At 50.0% G+C, this 14820-nt stretch carries 11 protein-coding genes; 4 read left to right on the top strand and 7 right to left on the bottom strand.

From position 1 onward, the window contains the following. Window positions 1-5: 5 nt before the first annotated feature. Window positions 6-770 (bottom strand): CPBP family intramembrane glutamic endopeptidase, encoded by a 765-nt coding sequence (locus Q0294_RS21790; protein ID WP_299469666.1) that lies wholly within the window; start codon window positions 768-770, stop codon window positions 6-8. A gap of 15 nt (window positions 771-785) precedes the next feature. Further along, window positions 786-2051 carry an HD domain-containing phosphohydrolase gene (locus Q0294_RS21785; protein ID WP_299469664.1) on the bottom strand — a complete coding sequence of 422 codons (1266 nt, stop codon included), beginning with the start codon at window positions 2049-2051 and terminating at the stop codon, window positions 786-788. A 519-nt stretch (window positions 2052-2570) separates the two neighbouring features. Between Q0294_RS21785 and Q0294_RS21780 the strand changes: the two genes are divergently transcribed. Further along, a complete protein-coding gene (locus tag Q0294_RS21780) occupies window positions 2571-3506 on the top strand; it encodes a serine acetyltransferase (RefSeq protein WP_299469662.1) in 936 nt (311 codons plus the stop codon). Between the two features lie 219 nt (window positions 3507-3725). On the opposite strand, the gene Q0294_RS21775 is transcribed toward Q0294_RS21780, so the two are convergent. Then, window positions 3726-4151: a hypothetical protein gene (locus Q0294_RS21775; protein WP_299469660.1), complete on the bottom strand. Its 426-nt coding sequence runs from the start codon at window positions 4149-4151 to the stop codon at window positions 3726-3728. Window positions 4152-4984: 833 nt separating this feature from the next. Next, a complete protein-coding gene (locus Q0294_RS21770) occupies window positions 4985-6091 on the bottom strand; it encodes a hypothetical protein (RefSeq protein ID WP_299469658.1) in 1107 nt (368 codons plus the stop codon). A 208-nt stretch (window positions 6092-6299) separates the two neighbouring features. Between Q0294_RS21770 and bioD the strand changes: the two genes are divergently transcribed. Both bioD and Q0294_RS21760 read left to right on the top strand, forming a co-directional pair. Then, window positions 6300-7025 carry a dethiobiotin synthase gene (bioD, locus tag Q0294_RS21765; RefSeq protein ID WP_299469656.1) on the top strand — a complete coding sequence of 242 codons (726 nt, stop codon included), beginning with the start codon at window positions 6300-6302 and terminating at the stop codon, window positions 7023-7025. 124 nt (window positions 7026-7149) lie between these two features. Then, window positions 7150-8835 carry a hypothetical protein gene (locus Q0294_RS21760; RefSeq protein ID WP_299469654.1) on the top strand — a complete coding sequence of 562 codons (1686 nt, stop codon included), beginning with the start codon at window positions 7150-7152 and terminating at the stop codon, window positions 8833-8835. A 243-nt stretch (window positions 8836-9078) separates the two neighbouring features. On the opposite strand, the gene Q0294_RS21755 is transcribed toward Q0294_RS21760, so the two are convergent. Next, window positions 9079-10593: a Do family serine endopeptidase gene (locus Q0294_RS21755; protein ID WP_299469652.1), complete on the bottom strand. Its 1515-nt coding sequence runs from the start codon at window positions 10591-10593 to the stop codon at window positions 9079-9081. 521 nt (window positions 10594-11114) lie between these two features. Here Q0294_RS21755 and rnc point away from each other — a divergent pair. Further along, window positions 11115-11858 (top strand): ribonuclease III, encoded by a 744-nt coding sequence (gene rnc, locus Q0294_RS21750; RefSeq protein ID WP_299469650.1) that lies wholly within the window; start codon window positions 11115-11117, stop codon window positions 11856-11858. Between the two features lie 466 nt (window positions 11859-12324). On the opposite strand, the gene Q0294_RS21745 is transcribed toward rnc, so the two are convergent. Both Q0294_RS21745 and Q0294_RS21740 read right to left on the bottom strand, forming a co-directional pair. Beyond that, the gene (locus Q0294_RS21745; protein WP_299469648.1) at window positions 12325-13893 is read right to left on the bottom strand and encodes a transglutaminase family protein; all 1569 of its coding nucleotides are present in this window, start codon (window positions 13891-13893) and stop codon (window positions 12325-12327) included. Between the two features lie 99 nt (window positions 13894-13992). After that, window positions 13993-14475 (bottom strand): hypothetical protein, encoded by a 483-nt coding sequence (locus Q0294_RS21740; RefSeq protein ID WP_299469646.1) that lies wholly within the window; start codon window positions 14473-14475, stop codon window positions 13993-13995. Window positions 14476-14820 lie beyond the last annotated feature (345 nt).

Raw genomic sequence — 14820 nt, 5'->3', positions numbered from 1 at the left:
GGTGATTACGCCGTGGTTTCCAGCATCACTCCTACGATGATATCGTAAGTGGCATGCGCGCCGACCGTGATTCCAAACCCGCGCAGAAAAAATAGACCCGCAAAAAACAGCCCCGCCACCGTACGAAATGTGAAACTGAACACGGAAAACTGATCGCCGGAAGCACCGACATAATGGGCCAGTGAAAAAATCAGGCTGGTGGAAATAATCGCCATGATGGCGGACCAGCGGACTTCAAGCAACATGCCTCTAAAAATCAGATAACACAAAGGCAGCAACAAGAGACGGAACATGACCTCTTCGTAAACGCCTGCGCCGACAAAACTGACGACACGCGAGGCAGATTCGCGCTCAATGAACATCAGCGCCGGATTGGGTAACTGCTGAAACACCAGGTCCTGTACCTGCCCGAGTACGATTAGACAAAAGGCGAACAGCAGGCTTTCCGCAAACATGCCGATCAATGTCTCAGCGGAAATGCGCCACGGGTGTTTTAATATCATGTGCCACATCAGCAGCGTACCCACAATCAGAGCGGGCAGCAGAAAGGTGTGCGTGAGTCCCAGTTGCGATAACCAGCTCCGCATCCAGTAGTCTGCCCCGTTGCGGATCAATTCCGGTTGACTGCCCCCCATCGAGAGCACTCCGAACTCATAGATCAGCAATAACGGCGCCAGAAAAACCAGGCAGACCAGTGGCTGACGGGCTTCAGACCAGTAGCTGTCAGCGGCCAGAGCAATTTCGCTTTGAGAGTTGTTTTTGTGCGTCATGACTCACATTGGTTATCAGTTAATCCGGCTGGTCTCAGTAGAATACAATTTCGCATCAAAATGGGGACGCAGCACAGGCACGTGCATGGCATCGTGGCGGTACTGTTGAAATCGCCTGAGTGAAAATGGATCATTGTTACGGTCGGTCGCGCTCAATTCCTCGGGCAAACCCGGGTCGAGTGCTGCCAGGGTCTGGCCAACTGCCGTTTCGTCCCATTCGCCCCGTTTCATTTCCCGATAGAGTTGCAATGCTGCTGCAAAAGCCACTTCTTCGCCGTCAAAGGTCCGTATCCCGTCTGCCGTCAGTTCCTGCCGGTTATTTTTCAGTTCCAGAAAGCGGCAGATGACCGCGAACCGCCGCGAATGCTCGCCTAATGCATGGGTATGCAACCGGCGGGGATAACCTGTGCCATCCAGCCGTTCATGATGTTGAGAAACCACTTCCGATAGGTAAGAGTCACCGGAAAAACCACGCAAGCCCCCCAGTAAGGCTGCACCCAGAACCGGGTGTTCTCCCCGCTCATCGCGCAGAAGACCGCGTTGCTTGCCGAGATCGTCGGCTTCCTTGTGCTTCAGCATCATCCAGCCAAAGTCGTGTAATAAACCGGCGATCAATAACAGATCGCTGTTTTCCTGCCAGTCTCTGTTCTGCCTGCTGACGAAGTTAATCAGACGGGCCGTCTCCAGGCCGCGCACGTAAACCATCAGATCGTCATCGCGGGATGGCGGACCAGCCGACGCCAGAAAATCTTCGAGCGACAGAAACAGCAGCTCACCGGGCTGATTCAGATGCACATCATCGTTTTTGATTTTTCTCAACAGATTCAGCAGATAGTTCGGATTGCAAAACGGCTTGGTCCAGATTTCCTGAGAAGCCTCCTTCAACTGCTTGAGATAATGCAGTGTCGTCTGGCAGAGCAGGAGCTGCTGCCTCATGTATTGCTGTTCTTCCCCCACATATTCCAGAATGCGTTCCAGAATCGGCAGCTGCGCTTTGCAGAGCGTATGGGTGGGTTTCGAATCCAGATAAAGACGGCACCTCTGCAGAATCACCTGCACGCGCGCCTGTAGCTGAATCAGTGTCCGCTGCGGTGCGGGAATTTTGAGTTCCTGATTCTGCTGATTCAGTTCCCGATACCGGTGTTTCAGCCGGTATAATTGCTCATTGTCAGCATCAACGGGCTGCGACGCCTGTGCATTCGCACGCAGAGCCGTCCATTCATCGCGTTCCTGGCGAATCGACGGTGCAAGCCAGCGAAGCAGTCGGGGGGGATGATTCACAATTCTTTCCTGCCGGAAGGGAACTCGTCACATCAATAGTTGAGATACGAAGGATCCGGGAACCCTCATCTGTTTATGTATCGGCCATTCCGGGGGGAGGATTGAATTGATTACCTGATTTCGGACTGGGTAAACTGCAGAAAAAGAGCTCCTATCATGTTAATACTCCATCACTTACAGCACGGAAACGGACACTCCTTTCTTTGGATGTCCATTTCCCTTTGAGGGAAAGCCCGGCTGCTTGAATCTCTGGTCCTCAGGGTTAATCTCTGGCGCAAATGTGCCGATTATGAGAAATTCTCAATTTCCTCTTCTCAGGACGCCGATTTGAGACTAAGGGCGTTTTTTCCTGTGTCTACTTGTGGTCATTTCGCTGGTCAGCATAGAATTCAGGAAAGAGGCCTGTGACTTGAGGCAATTTAAAGAACTTTTACTGATAAGCCGTGTCCTGAGAGTCAGGGGCCGAAATCAGTTTTTCAGCATCCCTTCAGATCCGAACAGACAGGCAGGAAAATTCTAATGGCTACGGATTTCCGGCAAAAAGAGCGGCTTCCCGAGATTACTGACCGCATCGTGGAAACCTATCATGAGATTGGCACCATTCATCATTTAGGTCATTGCCCGCTTCCCAGTCAGGACGCAGTGATCGAAGCGGCTCGTGAGTTGAAAGAAGTCATCTTTCCGGGTTACAGCCGCCGTCAGAATCTGCACCTGGGCAACGTGACCTATCATGTGGGAAACATCATTGATTCACTGCACGATATTCTGACGGTTCAAATCGGCCGTGCACTCAGGCATCAGTATGTGCAGAAACACGGCGCCGATTGTGAGAAACTGCACGAGATCGATTTTGAAGCCGAAGGGCAAAAGAAAACAATCCAGTTTCTGGAAACGATTCCGGAAATCAGACGCGCACTGGCCGCGGACGTCCAGGCAGCGCTGGACGGCGATCCCGCGGCAACCTGCTTCGATGAAATCATCTTCTGTTATCCCGGACTGGAAGCGATCACCATATACCGGATCGCGCATGAGCTTTACAAAATGAATGTGCCCATCATCCCGCGCATGCTGTCGGAATGGGCGCACTCACAGACGGGTATCGATATCCATCCGGGTGCCACTATCGGTCATTCATTTTTCATTGACCACGGTACGGGAGTCGTGATTGGCGAGACGTGTGAAATTGCCGAAAACGTCAAAGTCTATCAGGGGGTCACACTGGGCGCCTTGAGTTTTCCCAAAGACGACGAGGGTCGCATCATCCGTAATCAGAAACGTCATCCCACCATCGAGAAAGGGGTCGTGATTTATGCCAATGCGACCATTCTGGGAGGCGATACCGTGATTGGTCAGGACGCAGTCATCGGCGCCAGTGTCTCGCTGATGAAAAGCGTGCTGCCGAATACGATTGTCACCATCGAAAAACCTTCACTGCGGTTTCGGGAAGCCTCCTGAATCGCCCGAAAACTCGGCTGGAAACAGGTAGGTAGCAGTGCTTTGGTGCATCATTAACCACAGCAGGCTGCAACGCTTCCGCTCCTGATACGAAGCTCAATGCTTTGATATCTGGGCCCCCGGTTCTCTGTCCGGTTCCGCAAGTCAGTAGCAATAAAAAAATCCTGTGTGAGAACGACTGAGCGAACTCACACAGGATTCAGTTGCACGAGAATTACTTCAGGCAATCGCCCGCTGCGATCCACCCTCGTCTTTTTTGATTGTTCCTACATGATTCAGTGTGCGATCTAGCTGAGATGCCAGCTTTTCCTGAGTTTCCAGCAGAGAGGCCGCAGCGACTTCATACTGTTTTTCGCGGCTGGTAAGCTGGTCGGCTCGCTGCTGCAGCACTTCAGAAAACTTCGTCAACTCTTCCATCATGCCTTCGAGATCCGACAGCAACTCCAACTGTTCCTGATCAGAAAGGGTTTCCTGATCGTGAAGCTGCTCTTCCTGTTCCTCTTTCATCTGATGTATGTGTGACAGTAACGCAGCAGCTCCCTGTTCCCTTCGTGACTGGTAGTTTTCGATCAATTGGAAGTCCTGCTCTATCAGGTCAATAAGTTCAGACGCAGACAGGTCCTTAAGAGTAGTTTCATTCGTCATTGAGTGATCTCTTTTATCTGGGGTGATATGAGCGCTCGTCTCAAGCGGCGAGCCAGATAATGGTGCGGCGGATATGCTCGTTGCTGTTTGTGGACAGGTCTGACGAAATACGAATTCGATAGGCCCGATTGTAATCAGATCGCCATCAGTCAGAATTGATGTGCGAACTGGTATCCCATTCAATAATAATTTTGGTTGAGGAGAAATCGCCTCGATCTTGACTTCCCCCTGTTCGATCTGAACCACGGTATGCAGAATAGGCATGTTATGCCCGGCTATCTGCAGACCACAGCAGGACCCTGCCCCAATCGTCAGGCGGTCATCCTGAACGGGCCGGATGGGAAATTTTGTTTTCCCTTTGATGATTTCCAGAGAATACTGGTGGGAAGATTCTACGACCACAGACTTATCAACCTCGTGTTGAAACAGGAACTTCGTGATTCCTTTGGGCTCTCTTTCAGCGCCACACAATACTGAATCGACCGTCTCTTAAGGCAAGCATGAGAAAACGTTCCAGTTACTAATTCATCAAAAATGGTTGATGGTTCTGCCCCCCGTTTACTGCAGATTCTGTAACGTTTAGCAAAAATAGGGACCCGCTAACAACCACCCTCTCGATCAAGATAGGCAAAATAAATAATATTTGCCTGTCAAAGGTTTTGTAGATCCTTGTTAATAAAGGAAACACCTCAGCCCGCTCCGAAGCCAGTGCATTCCCGCATTTTCAAGCGGAAATTTGATTAGTTGTACCAATCCGTTCACTCGGAAATCTGATCGCTGACACTGGGAAAAACCAGCATCGTACGAAAAAAATCGAGAAGCAACATTTCCGCTCAGTCAATCTTGCTGCCGGGCAGCTTTCGCTCTGTAGGCGGGGGAAGATCGGGGACTTCCGGCTTGGGTCCTGCCGGCGGTGGGGTATAGCCTTCGCAGGTCAGTTTGAGATTGCCTCCCAGCGGAACCCGAAATTCAGAACCGGCATCCAGGGCAGACCAACCCGCGAGCACACCGCGCTGATCTGCATATTCGCGCGCCACGAGATAGACATCGTAACTGTCTGACCAGACACGAAAGTCCAGATAAAACAGACGCGGATTCACTTTCAGTATTTCCTGCCGAAACAGGGCCGATGGTTTTCGGAGCCGTTCGGAAGTGTCCCCGCGCCCCTTTCGTAATTCCAGCACGAGATAAGGCACACCGCCGGCCGGTTTGAGTTTGATTCTCCAGTCCCGGTTACCCACGTTCCGATTTTCAAATAACTTCACCAGCTTGTCGCAGTCTACAGCCTGCTCCGGTGCGGTCACCAGACGGCTCTGGGCAATCGCCGTCAGGGCAAGTGCCTGTAGCTGAGGAATATCCACTCGCAAAATGTGGCCGTCACGACAGACATATTCGATCGGTTTTGCCCCCTGGGGCGCATCTCGCGGGTTGGGCAGATTCACAATCTTCGCATCCGGAGTTGGTCCCGGATCGGGAGTTTTTGCCAGTTTTGCTTTGATATCTGCTAATTCGGTTTCTTTCTCGACAATCGATTTTTCGATCGTTTTGACTTTTTCATCCCGCTCGGCAACCTGTTTTTTCAATTCGACAATATTGACCTGAATCTCTTTTAATTTCTCCAGCTCTTTTTTCAGTTTCTCAATCAACGCTTTCTGCTCGCTGACATTGACCGGCTTTTTCTGCTGCGTCAGTTCTTTCACAGTCTGCAGTTGTTCTTTTTCCTGCTTGATTAATGACTCCAGTTCGCTCTTCTGCTCTTTGGAACGCTCCATATCTTCGTCGGTAATTTCCGGCAGGGCGTTTTTGATACGCTCCACGGCTTCGCCAACCCCTAACTGGGTCACCGTTAACATAATTACCAGAATCCCAACCACATTGGTCATTGTATCCAGCAGGGAATCGAGGCTGGCGCCATTCGAGGAACTTCTTTTGCGTTTCATGGGTCGATCAGAATTCTCTAAAAGAAATTCGAGTTACGTTTACTGCTCATCAGTCACTGCGTCCGGAGGACGATTTCAATCACACCCTCGGATGCAGTTTACACTCTCTTCTGTATAATGATAAAAGCGAAACAGCCCTCATCGCAAGCAGGGACCTGCGGTAGTTACAGAAAAGTGACAAGATGTCAGCACACATCAGGAAACCATTGTGGACGTTTTTCCATTAAATCTCCCCGGATTAACCATTGTGGGCACCGATACCGGTGTCGGCAAGACCTATATTTCCTGCGCCATTGCCAGACAACTCATTTCAGAAGGAACACGCGCCGGGGCCTATAAACCGGCTTGCAGCGGCAGTCTTCTCAATCATGAGACGGGACAACCTGTCTGGGAGGATGTCGAACTGCTGGCTCAGGCACTGGACGGAAAGTTTCCCACAGAGCGGATCTGCCCCCAGAGATTTCATGCCCCCCTGGCCCCGCCGATGGCTGCCCGGAAAGAGAAGAAACAGGTAAACGAACCTCTTCTGTGTGAAGGCGCCCTCTGGTGGCAGGATCAGGCTGATTTTTTGATTGTGGAAGGAGTGGGAGGCATTCTCTGCCCGCTCTCAGACAACTTGCTGGTGGTGGATTTCGCGGCCGCGTTGAAATATCCCGTGCTGATTGTGGCGCGGGCCGGGCTGGGAACTATCAATCACAGCCTGCTGACAATCGAAGTCTTACAGAATCGGGGGTTAGCAATCGCCGGGCTGATCCTGAACGATGTCGATCCGCAGCTCAGTGACGCATCGCGAAACTCAAACGCCGCTCAAATTCAACAATGGACGAGCGTTCCGGTTTTATCTTTTGTCACCTTTGGATGGCAGTCGAACTTGCTTCACTACCAGAGTCAGGACAAAATAGACTGGATACAGTTAGCCCGGGAATTCACCTGAGCCTAAGTAAAAAGAAGTTCATGACCGCCTGTCAACCGGACCGTCCATCATGAGGTTCCAACCAATCGTCCTGCCTCAGGCACTCAATTAACTATCGTGCGAAAGTAATAAAGCGGAGAAATGGATGAGTATTGAAGTCGTCTGCCCTGCATGCGAGGGTTCCATCCAAATCGAAGATGTATCAGAAGTTGTTGCCTGCCCGCTCTGCGAGAAGCATCTGCAACTCGATCCTGAAACGAATGTCGCGGTTCTCGTTCCGGAAGAGGCAGAAGACGAGATCACTGCCGAAACCGATAACCATGACGCGGCCTCGACGCCCGAAATAAACGCCGACACAGAATCGGTGCCTGCCGTTTCGCCTCCGCCAGACGCGGCGACCGACGATTCCGACCTGACAGATTCCGAAACAAAATCGGCCTCGCCGTTTGCCTTTCTGCCCGGCGGCAATTCGCCCGACACGAAAAAAAAAGAGCCCGTCAGGCCGAAAACCAACTTTTCTTTTCTTCCCGGCGGAAGCAACGATTCTGAAGAAGTGAAGGCGGAAGAAGAGACAGCGGCAACCGCGGCAGAAGAGACGACTCCGGAAGCGGAACCAGAAACGGTGCCAGAGGAAATCGTCGCAGAAGAGAATCCGGCTGAGGAAAACGCGGGCCTGGAATCGGTGCATGCTTTCTCACACCCGAAAGACGAAGCGACAGACGCTTTTGATCTGACGGACACCGAATCGGAAACGGTTTCACAGTTCGGCTTTGTTCCCCTGACGATCAGCGATTCTAAAACACCCGAAGCGGCAACAGAAGAAGCGACTGCTGCAGAAGAGAGCACGCCGGAACAGGACATCGAAACGCCGACAGAACCAGTCTCCGCCGACGTCGCAGAATCCGTAACGGAAGGGGAGACCTCGGAAACGCCGGCTGAAGAAAACAGCACATCAGCCGAAACGGTCGCAGAAGAAACGAGTACGGAGTCCGAAAGCCCGGCCGTTCCCGCTCCCCAGAACTACCGCAAACAAAAAGTCGTCCCCAAACGGTTATTCACGCTGACTCTGACGTATGCCGTCGCTGCCACCATTCTGGTTGCAATGCTGCTCTATGCCAAATATCTCGGCGATCCGCATCAACTCGAAAGCTTGCCCGATCTGAAACCTCCGGTGAAAAATGACGAAATCGCACTGCAACTGGTTCCTGAAAACGCGACGTTACCCGCCGGCCATACGTTGAAACTGGGTGAACCCGGGCGGCGTTTTGGAAATGTACTGGTCACTCCCCTGCGTGTGACACGCGGTCCGCTGGAGTTCGAACATTACACGGGCGATGCCGCGAGAACCCGGGCTCCTTCGGCAGATGTTCTGAAGCTGCACCTGCGATTTGAAAATGTCTCGGATGACCAGACCTTTGAACCACTCGACCAGAAACTGCTGTTAACCCGCGTGGGCGGCAAAACATCCGAGTCTCAAATGCGGGCGAATAACTTTGTCAGCCGCGTTGATCAGAAACAGACCGACGGCGAACGTGTGCTGATTTATGATATGCCCCCCTCCTGGGAATGGAATCTCAAAGGCCAAAACATCAACCAGGAAGCCCAGCCACAAAATCTGAAACCCGGCGAAAGTTTCGAAACCTACGTCGCCACCAACGAGCAAGGCATCGACTCGCTGAAAGGGGACCTTGTCTGGAGACTGCAACTGCGTAAAGGGTACAACCCTAAATCCTATCGCGGGGTCACGACACTGATTGAGGTCCTGTTTAACAGTGACCAGATCCAGGCGGAAAACGCTTCCGAGCAGAAAGAACCGCTGCCCACGACTTGATCTCGTGGCCGGCATTGTTTTTTATGCTTGTGCACTCACTCAGAACGCGTTCTGTGAGTGTACCATAAAAAAGAACGCCTCGGCAGTATTCAAGGAATACCACCGAGGCGTCACGCGGAACCGCATACGATGCGGTGAGGAATTTTCAATGAGGACAAATCTTTCCGCTGCTGGTGCCGGCACAAGCCTCCTGTGACAGAGACTTGCACCAGTCACACCTTTCAGGAGAGTACATTCCTGAAACTACTTCTGAACCACAACAAAGCGGGCACCACTGTGATTTCTCACCAGCAGCAAGACACTTTTCTTATCTTTAGCTTCTTTCAAGCCTTGATTGAAATGATCCATCGTAGAAACTTCAGTTGTCCCAATCTTTTCAATAATCATGCCTTTCATCAGACCGGCTTCTTCAGCAGGACTTCCCGCTTCGACGGAAGTAATCACAACTCCCTTCACATCGTCCGCATAGCCTAACTGATTTCCCAGTTCTTTTGTTAAAGGCTGCACTTCAATTTTCAGCTCATTCACGCTGGTTTTCTGTTTCTCTTTTTTCGCGTCTTCGAGTGGTTTCTCATCTTTCGCCACAGAGAAGCTCTTCGGCATTTCCTGCATGGTGATATTTTGATTGACGTGTTTCCCGTCTCGCAAAAGTTCCATCACATAGGCTTTGCCAACCACCAGTTGTTCCACGATTCCCTGCAGATTACGTGGTCCTGTGACATCCTTATCTGCAAATTTCAGAATGATATCACCGGTTTTCAAACCAGCTGCCTCCGCCGGAGAACCTTCCATCACCTGAGTCACAATGGCTCCCTGACCTACTTTAATATCGAAGGATCGAGCCAACTCATTGCTGATCGGCTGAATTCCGACACCTAAAAAGGACCGTTTCACCAGACCATGATCAATTAACTGACCGGAAACCCAGCGCGCCATATTCACGGGAATCGCAAATCCCACTCCGTCATATCCGCCGCTGCGGCTGGAGATGGCGGTATTGATACCAATGACTTCACCCCGGAGGTTCAACAGTGGACCACCACTGTTACCCGGATTGATGGCAGCATCTGTCTGCAGGTAGTCTTCCCGATCATTGATTCCCGGTCCGCGACCTTTCGCGCTGATGATACCGTTGGTGACGCTCATGCCGATGCCAAACGGATTTCCAATCGCCAGCACCCAGTCGCCAATTTCCATTTTTCCGCTGTCACCCAGTGGAATCGCCTGCAGGTTGGGAGCATCAATCTTAATGACGGCGACATCAGAACGGGGATCCATACGAATATCCGTTGCCGTAAATTCCCGACCATCATTTAAAATCACTTTAACGACATCAGCGCCGTTCACCACATGCGAGTTCGTCATAATCAAACCGGATTTATTGATCACAAATCCAGAACCGCTTCCCATCCGACGGGGAGCCTGTCGCTGCTGACGAGGCTGGTTTTGAAATTGCTTCATCATGTCCTTGAAGCGAGGGTCTTTTTCGAGCAGATCCTGAAATGGCGAACTATCACCAAAAGGCGATACACTAGAGTCAGAGACTTCTGATGTCTTACTGACTGTCTCAATGGCGACAATCGCAGGCATCGCTTTCCGGCTGATTTCACGAAATACATTGGAAAGATCTTGTACGTTCGCTGCTACGGGCATTTCAGGACTCGTATCTTTTTGAGCCACCCCTACTGCCGCGCCAACCAGACATGCGCTACCAACGATAGCGAACATCCAGTTTCGATTTCCTGTTAATGCTTTCATCTAAAAACCCTCCTACATTCAATGGCTTGAAGTTCCGCCCCAGGCCATCATTTTTATGGAATTAATTTGTATTAAGAACGTGACTCAAATTCCCGAATTATCTTTGAAAACAACTGTGTCAGAAATTAAATCAGCGGAGCTCAGACCACCCAAAACAAGCCAACAGGATCCGGGTGTGTGCACATCTTTGCGCTTTCACTGAATTCATCGAGCGGGTTGGACTGAATATTACTACGAGTTAACACGCGGGATATGTTGGGAACGCATGCGAAAAATTTTGGTTTTCAGAACTTAAATTCTCTGCAACAAAAGTCAGGAAATTGTGCAAAACCCTGAAAACCTTAATAATTTTCAACCAAGTTCCCCGAAACTTACCTTTTTTGTTTTCTTCAGAACTACGCTAATGTTAATATTGACAAATACTTAGGGAGGTACATCTGAGTTCCCTGCGGGCCATTATTGTTGAATGAATCTATTGAATACTTAATGTCCCACACGACATGAAGCCAGGGGAGATGTGTATGCTCTACGATCTCGGCCCCGCAGAGATCGACCAACTCCTTGAGGAGTGTCAGAAGAATCTGGGTTATTCCTTTACTGATCTGGAACTGTTGAAGTGTTGTTTGACACACACTTCTGCCGCCAAAACACGCATGGATTCGAACGAACGTTTAGAATTCCTGGGGGATGCCATTCTCGGATCGATCGTCTGCGAACAACTGTTTCAGCAATTCCCCAATGCGCCAGAAGGTGAACTGACGCGGATTAAATCAGCGGTCGTCAGCCGAAATACCTGTACCAGACTGGCACGAGAAAAAGGACTGGATCGATTTATTTTCGTTGGCAAAGGACTGGCGATGACCGAGTCTCTGCCGGAATCTTTGCTGGCAGGTATTTTTGAAGCGATCATCGCCGGAATCTATCTGGATGGCGGCATTGAACCGGTTCACTGCTTTTTAGACCCGATGATTGAACGCGAAAACTCCAAAGCATCGCGATCTGTACATGGTTTCAACTACAAAAGCCTGCTGCAGCAATACTCACAAAAGAAGTTCGCACAGACTCCTGTTTATGAACTGCTGGAGGAAAAAGGTCCCGACCATTCCAAATTTTTCAAAGTCACTGCCATCATCGGCGATCATCAGTATGAACCAGCCTGGGGTTCCACAAAAAAAGAAGCAGAACAACGAGCGGCTTTCAACGCCTTGCGTGAAAATGAAAGTGATGAAGAATGGGAACTTCCTGCGATTCCGGACCGGGTTTGATTTGAGCTGATCGAAGTCTCTCAGATAACATCAATTTCCAGAAACCCGTTTTTCTCGTCCGTAAATAGAAAGGGCCGAGAGAATACGGGAATTCTCTCGGCTCTAAGATGGGGATGATGTTTTGGTGTGGCCCAGGGTGGGCTGACCCGCCTCCACGGGTCGGTGGGATTGTCTCTTCTCTCTTGAATAATAGAGTCTCTCAACTCTCTAAAATTCGATGGGTCTCTCTCTTTACCCACTGAACTCATAATGCAGCAACTGTGCCAATCGGTGCAGAAAATCAATCTGTTTTGTTTAAACATGCTTAAACACTTTAGAAACAGGGGATTAAATCCTCGTGCCTCATTGAGATTTTTTCGCCAACAAACGGGATTGCAAGATTTGCAAAGCAAAATCCATCGAATTGCTCCGTGAAATGTAAGACTTACAAACCCGGCGCAGCCAATCTGGTCGAACTGGCTCTGGTTCAGGACGCAGGTTTCGGAGCGAAATCGATGACCTCGATCGAAAGTTTCCCCACCACCTGCAGCAGAGGCAGAAAGAGGGACAACGGGGCCGGCGCATTTTCGGCCAGACTGGAATCGCCCAGCTTGATATGCCCCGCGCCAATTCCGCCTTTTCCCAGGGTGGCATCCAGGGGGATCCAGCGATTGTCCAGAAAGACCTCAGTCCACATATGACCGCCAAAGCTGGAACGACTCGGAATGTAAACCAGACCGACCACCACACGCGACGGCAGCTTTTGCGCTCGCAACATCGCCGCCAGTAATACGGCGTGTTCGGTACAATCTCCTTCCAGATTCTTTGCCACTTCAGACGCAGACGCCAATGCCGTCGAAAAATTCTTTTTCTTCAGATTCTGGTAGACATAACGTTCCATCAACGTTGCCTTTTTCCAGGGATTTTTTTCGGATTTGACCGTCTCTTCCGCATATTTCACAATCTGCGGGTCATCGGACTGCAGGAATTGCGTCGGGAGTACGTACTCGGCTTCGACTTTCCCATCGGGAAATTGCGTCGGTGCCGGCACTTTGACTACTGTCAATTCCACATTTTGCGCATTCAGCGGTTTCACCTGCTGACTCTCTCCCGTCGCAAGAAACTTTGCGGGATCATCATCCGGCAAAGTAACTTTGTAAATCACTTTACTTGTTTCATGAGCACGCGGAATCGGAGAGACTTTGATCAGTGTCTGTACCGCGAGATCCACTTCCTCTCCGGCGATCTCTTCCAGTGCCACCTCTTTGCTGACGGTATAAGTCAGCATGGAGGAACCCAGAAAATCAGCCGCGGTTTTGGGGATTTCACCAGACTCAGTGACATACAAATCGACCACCATTCCTGGCAGCAAAGACTGTTTCATCGTAACATGCAGGCACTTCTGGCGGCTGCCGCCACGCAGCTCGACCTCTTCGTAACCCAAAGCACTCAGATTCACTTCGGTGATTTTATTGTATTCCGGCAGTAACATGGAGAATGATTTCTTTTCCCCCGGCGTCATGGCAGACTTTTTGAACACGTTTTCCAGATAGCCTGGCGAATGGAAAGCAGCCTCCCATTTCAGTTGGGATCTGTTCGTCTGATTCGCAATTTTCGTTTCAATTTTTAATAACCCCTCCTCAATCTCTCCTTTGGAAACAGTCGAGTCTGCAGGCGGATTTTTCATTTGATAGGTATACGACAGCAGATCCCCTGTTGCATTTTCTGTCGTCTGTAAATGCGTCTCCAGATTCAATACCTGACCAAATCGCTTAAATCGTAAGTAGGAATCGCTTTGATTGCGAATCACGCTGACACCAGACTGATCTTCAACCCGAGTCCGTGTATAAGCATACCCGATTCGCTGGTTGTTCAAATAAATTACCTGCCAGATTTCTTCGTCCTGTGCTTCCGTTTTAGACGCCGCGGTTTCCGCAGTCTCAACGGCAGGGCTTTGAGAACAGGCACAAATTCCAATGAAACTTGTCACCATGCTCAGCCAGACAAGTACGAACCGCATCAGGCCTGGCTTGTTTTGATGGAAAAAATACTTCATATATCAAACCATTCTCTGCGCAAAAGAAAAATCCCCACCATTCAAACCGGAATTGTGGGGATCATTTTAATCTATTTTTTGAAGCCTGAGAACTCGAACTCAGTCGAGATCATCGTCCAGTTCTTCTTCTTCTTCTTCCTCTTCGAGGTCGTCTGTATCATCGATCTCGTCCACTTCATCTTCGATGACATCTGGTTCCTCATCGTCAACTTTTGGCAAATCGTCTTCATCCAGGTCAGCCGTATCATCGACGGGAATTTTTGCGACAGGAGCTTCACCATCTACAGGCTCTTTAATAGGCTGTATGAAGTACAGTTTCTTTGCATTTTTGAGTCGTAACTGTTCAATGCGCTCTTCAGCAGCATCGCGCTGGTCATAAGGGAAACGAGATTCTTCCTTCAAGCTTCCGGTAAAAACGCCCCACATCAACCGCCGCCGGACTTCTGCCTTGGCGGATTTCTTCTTGCGGACCGCCTTTTTCCTTTTAGTGGCTGCTTTTTTCTTGGGAGCGGTTTTCGCTACCGATTCGGCCGCTTCGGCCTGACGGCGCATTTCCAGACGACTGGGAGACTTTCGAGCCATTGTTTATTCTTTAGTAAAATAGAACTTTAAATATTAATTGAATTCGGAATACCCTGAAGGGCTAGCATAACATTTCATTTCTATGATGACTACAGACACGGAAGCCCTCAATGGATGAAGAAGGCATTTTTTTGTATTTCAAAGCTGTAAATGGTCCCGATTTCGGATCACAAAACAAACACGGTCTCCTCAACGTAAGCCCGTTCTGGATTGTTTTCAGTCGATATATACAAATATCCACTTTTTGGAATCTGCGGTTTTCCATTTCCTGCCTCAGATTTCCTGAGAACACAGCAAAATACAAAATAACACATATCTTATTTCACAACAATCACTTACACCATT

This window comes from uncultured Gimesia sp., assembly GCF_937919775.1.
GTDB lineage: Bacteria > Planctomycetota > Planctomycetia > Planctomycetales > Planctomycetaceae > Gimesia.
This window is presented reverse-complemented; position numbering and strand designations above follow the sequence as displayed.

What these genes read in the sequence shown, in the direction of transcription:
- rnc (WP_299469650.1), top strand. Translation starts at nt 11,115, where the DNA reads ATGCTCTACGATCTCGGCCCCGCAGAGATCGACCAACTCCTTGAGGAG.
- Q0294_RS21740 (WP_299469646.1), bottom strand. Translation starts at nt 14,475, where the DNA reads ATGGCTCGAAAGTCTCCCAGTCGTCTGGAAATGCGCCGTCAGGCCGAA.
- Q0294_RS21780 (WP_299469662.1), top strand. Translation starts at nt 2,571, where the DNA reads ATGGCTACGGATTTCCGGCAAAAAGAGCGGCTTCCCGAGATTACTGAC.
- Q0294_RS21760 (WP_299469654.1), top strand. Translation starts at nt 7,150, where the DNA reads ATGAGTATTGAAGTCGTCTGCCCTGCATGCGAGGGTTCCATCCAAATC.
- Q0294_RS21770 (WP_299469658.1), bottom strand. Translation starts at nt 6,091, where the DNA reads ATGAAACGCAAAAGAAGTTCCTCGAATGGCGCCAGCCTCGATTCCCTG.
- Q0294_RS21745 (WP_299469648.1), bottom strand. Translation starts at nt 13,893, where the DNA reads ATGAAGTATTTTTTCCATCAAAACAAGCCAGGCCTGATGCGGTTCGTA.
- Q0294_RS21790 (WP_299469666.1), bottom strand. Translation starts at nt 770, where the DNA reads ATGACGCACAAAAACAACTCTCAAAGCGAAATTGCTCTGGCCGCTGAC.
- Q0294_RS21755 (WP_299469652.1), bottom strand. Translation starts at nt 10,593, where the DNA reads ATGAAAGCATTAACAGGAAATCGAAACTGGATGTTCGCTATCGTTGGT.
- Q0294_RS21775 (WP_299469660.1), bottom strand. Translation starts at nt 4,151, where the DNA reads ATGACGAATGAAACTACTCTTAAGGACCTGTCTGCGTCTGAACTTATT.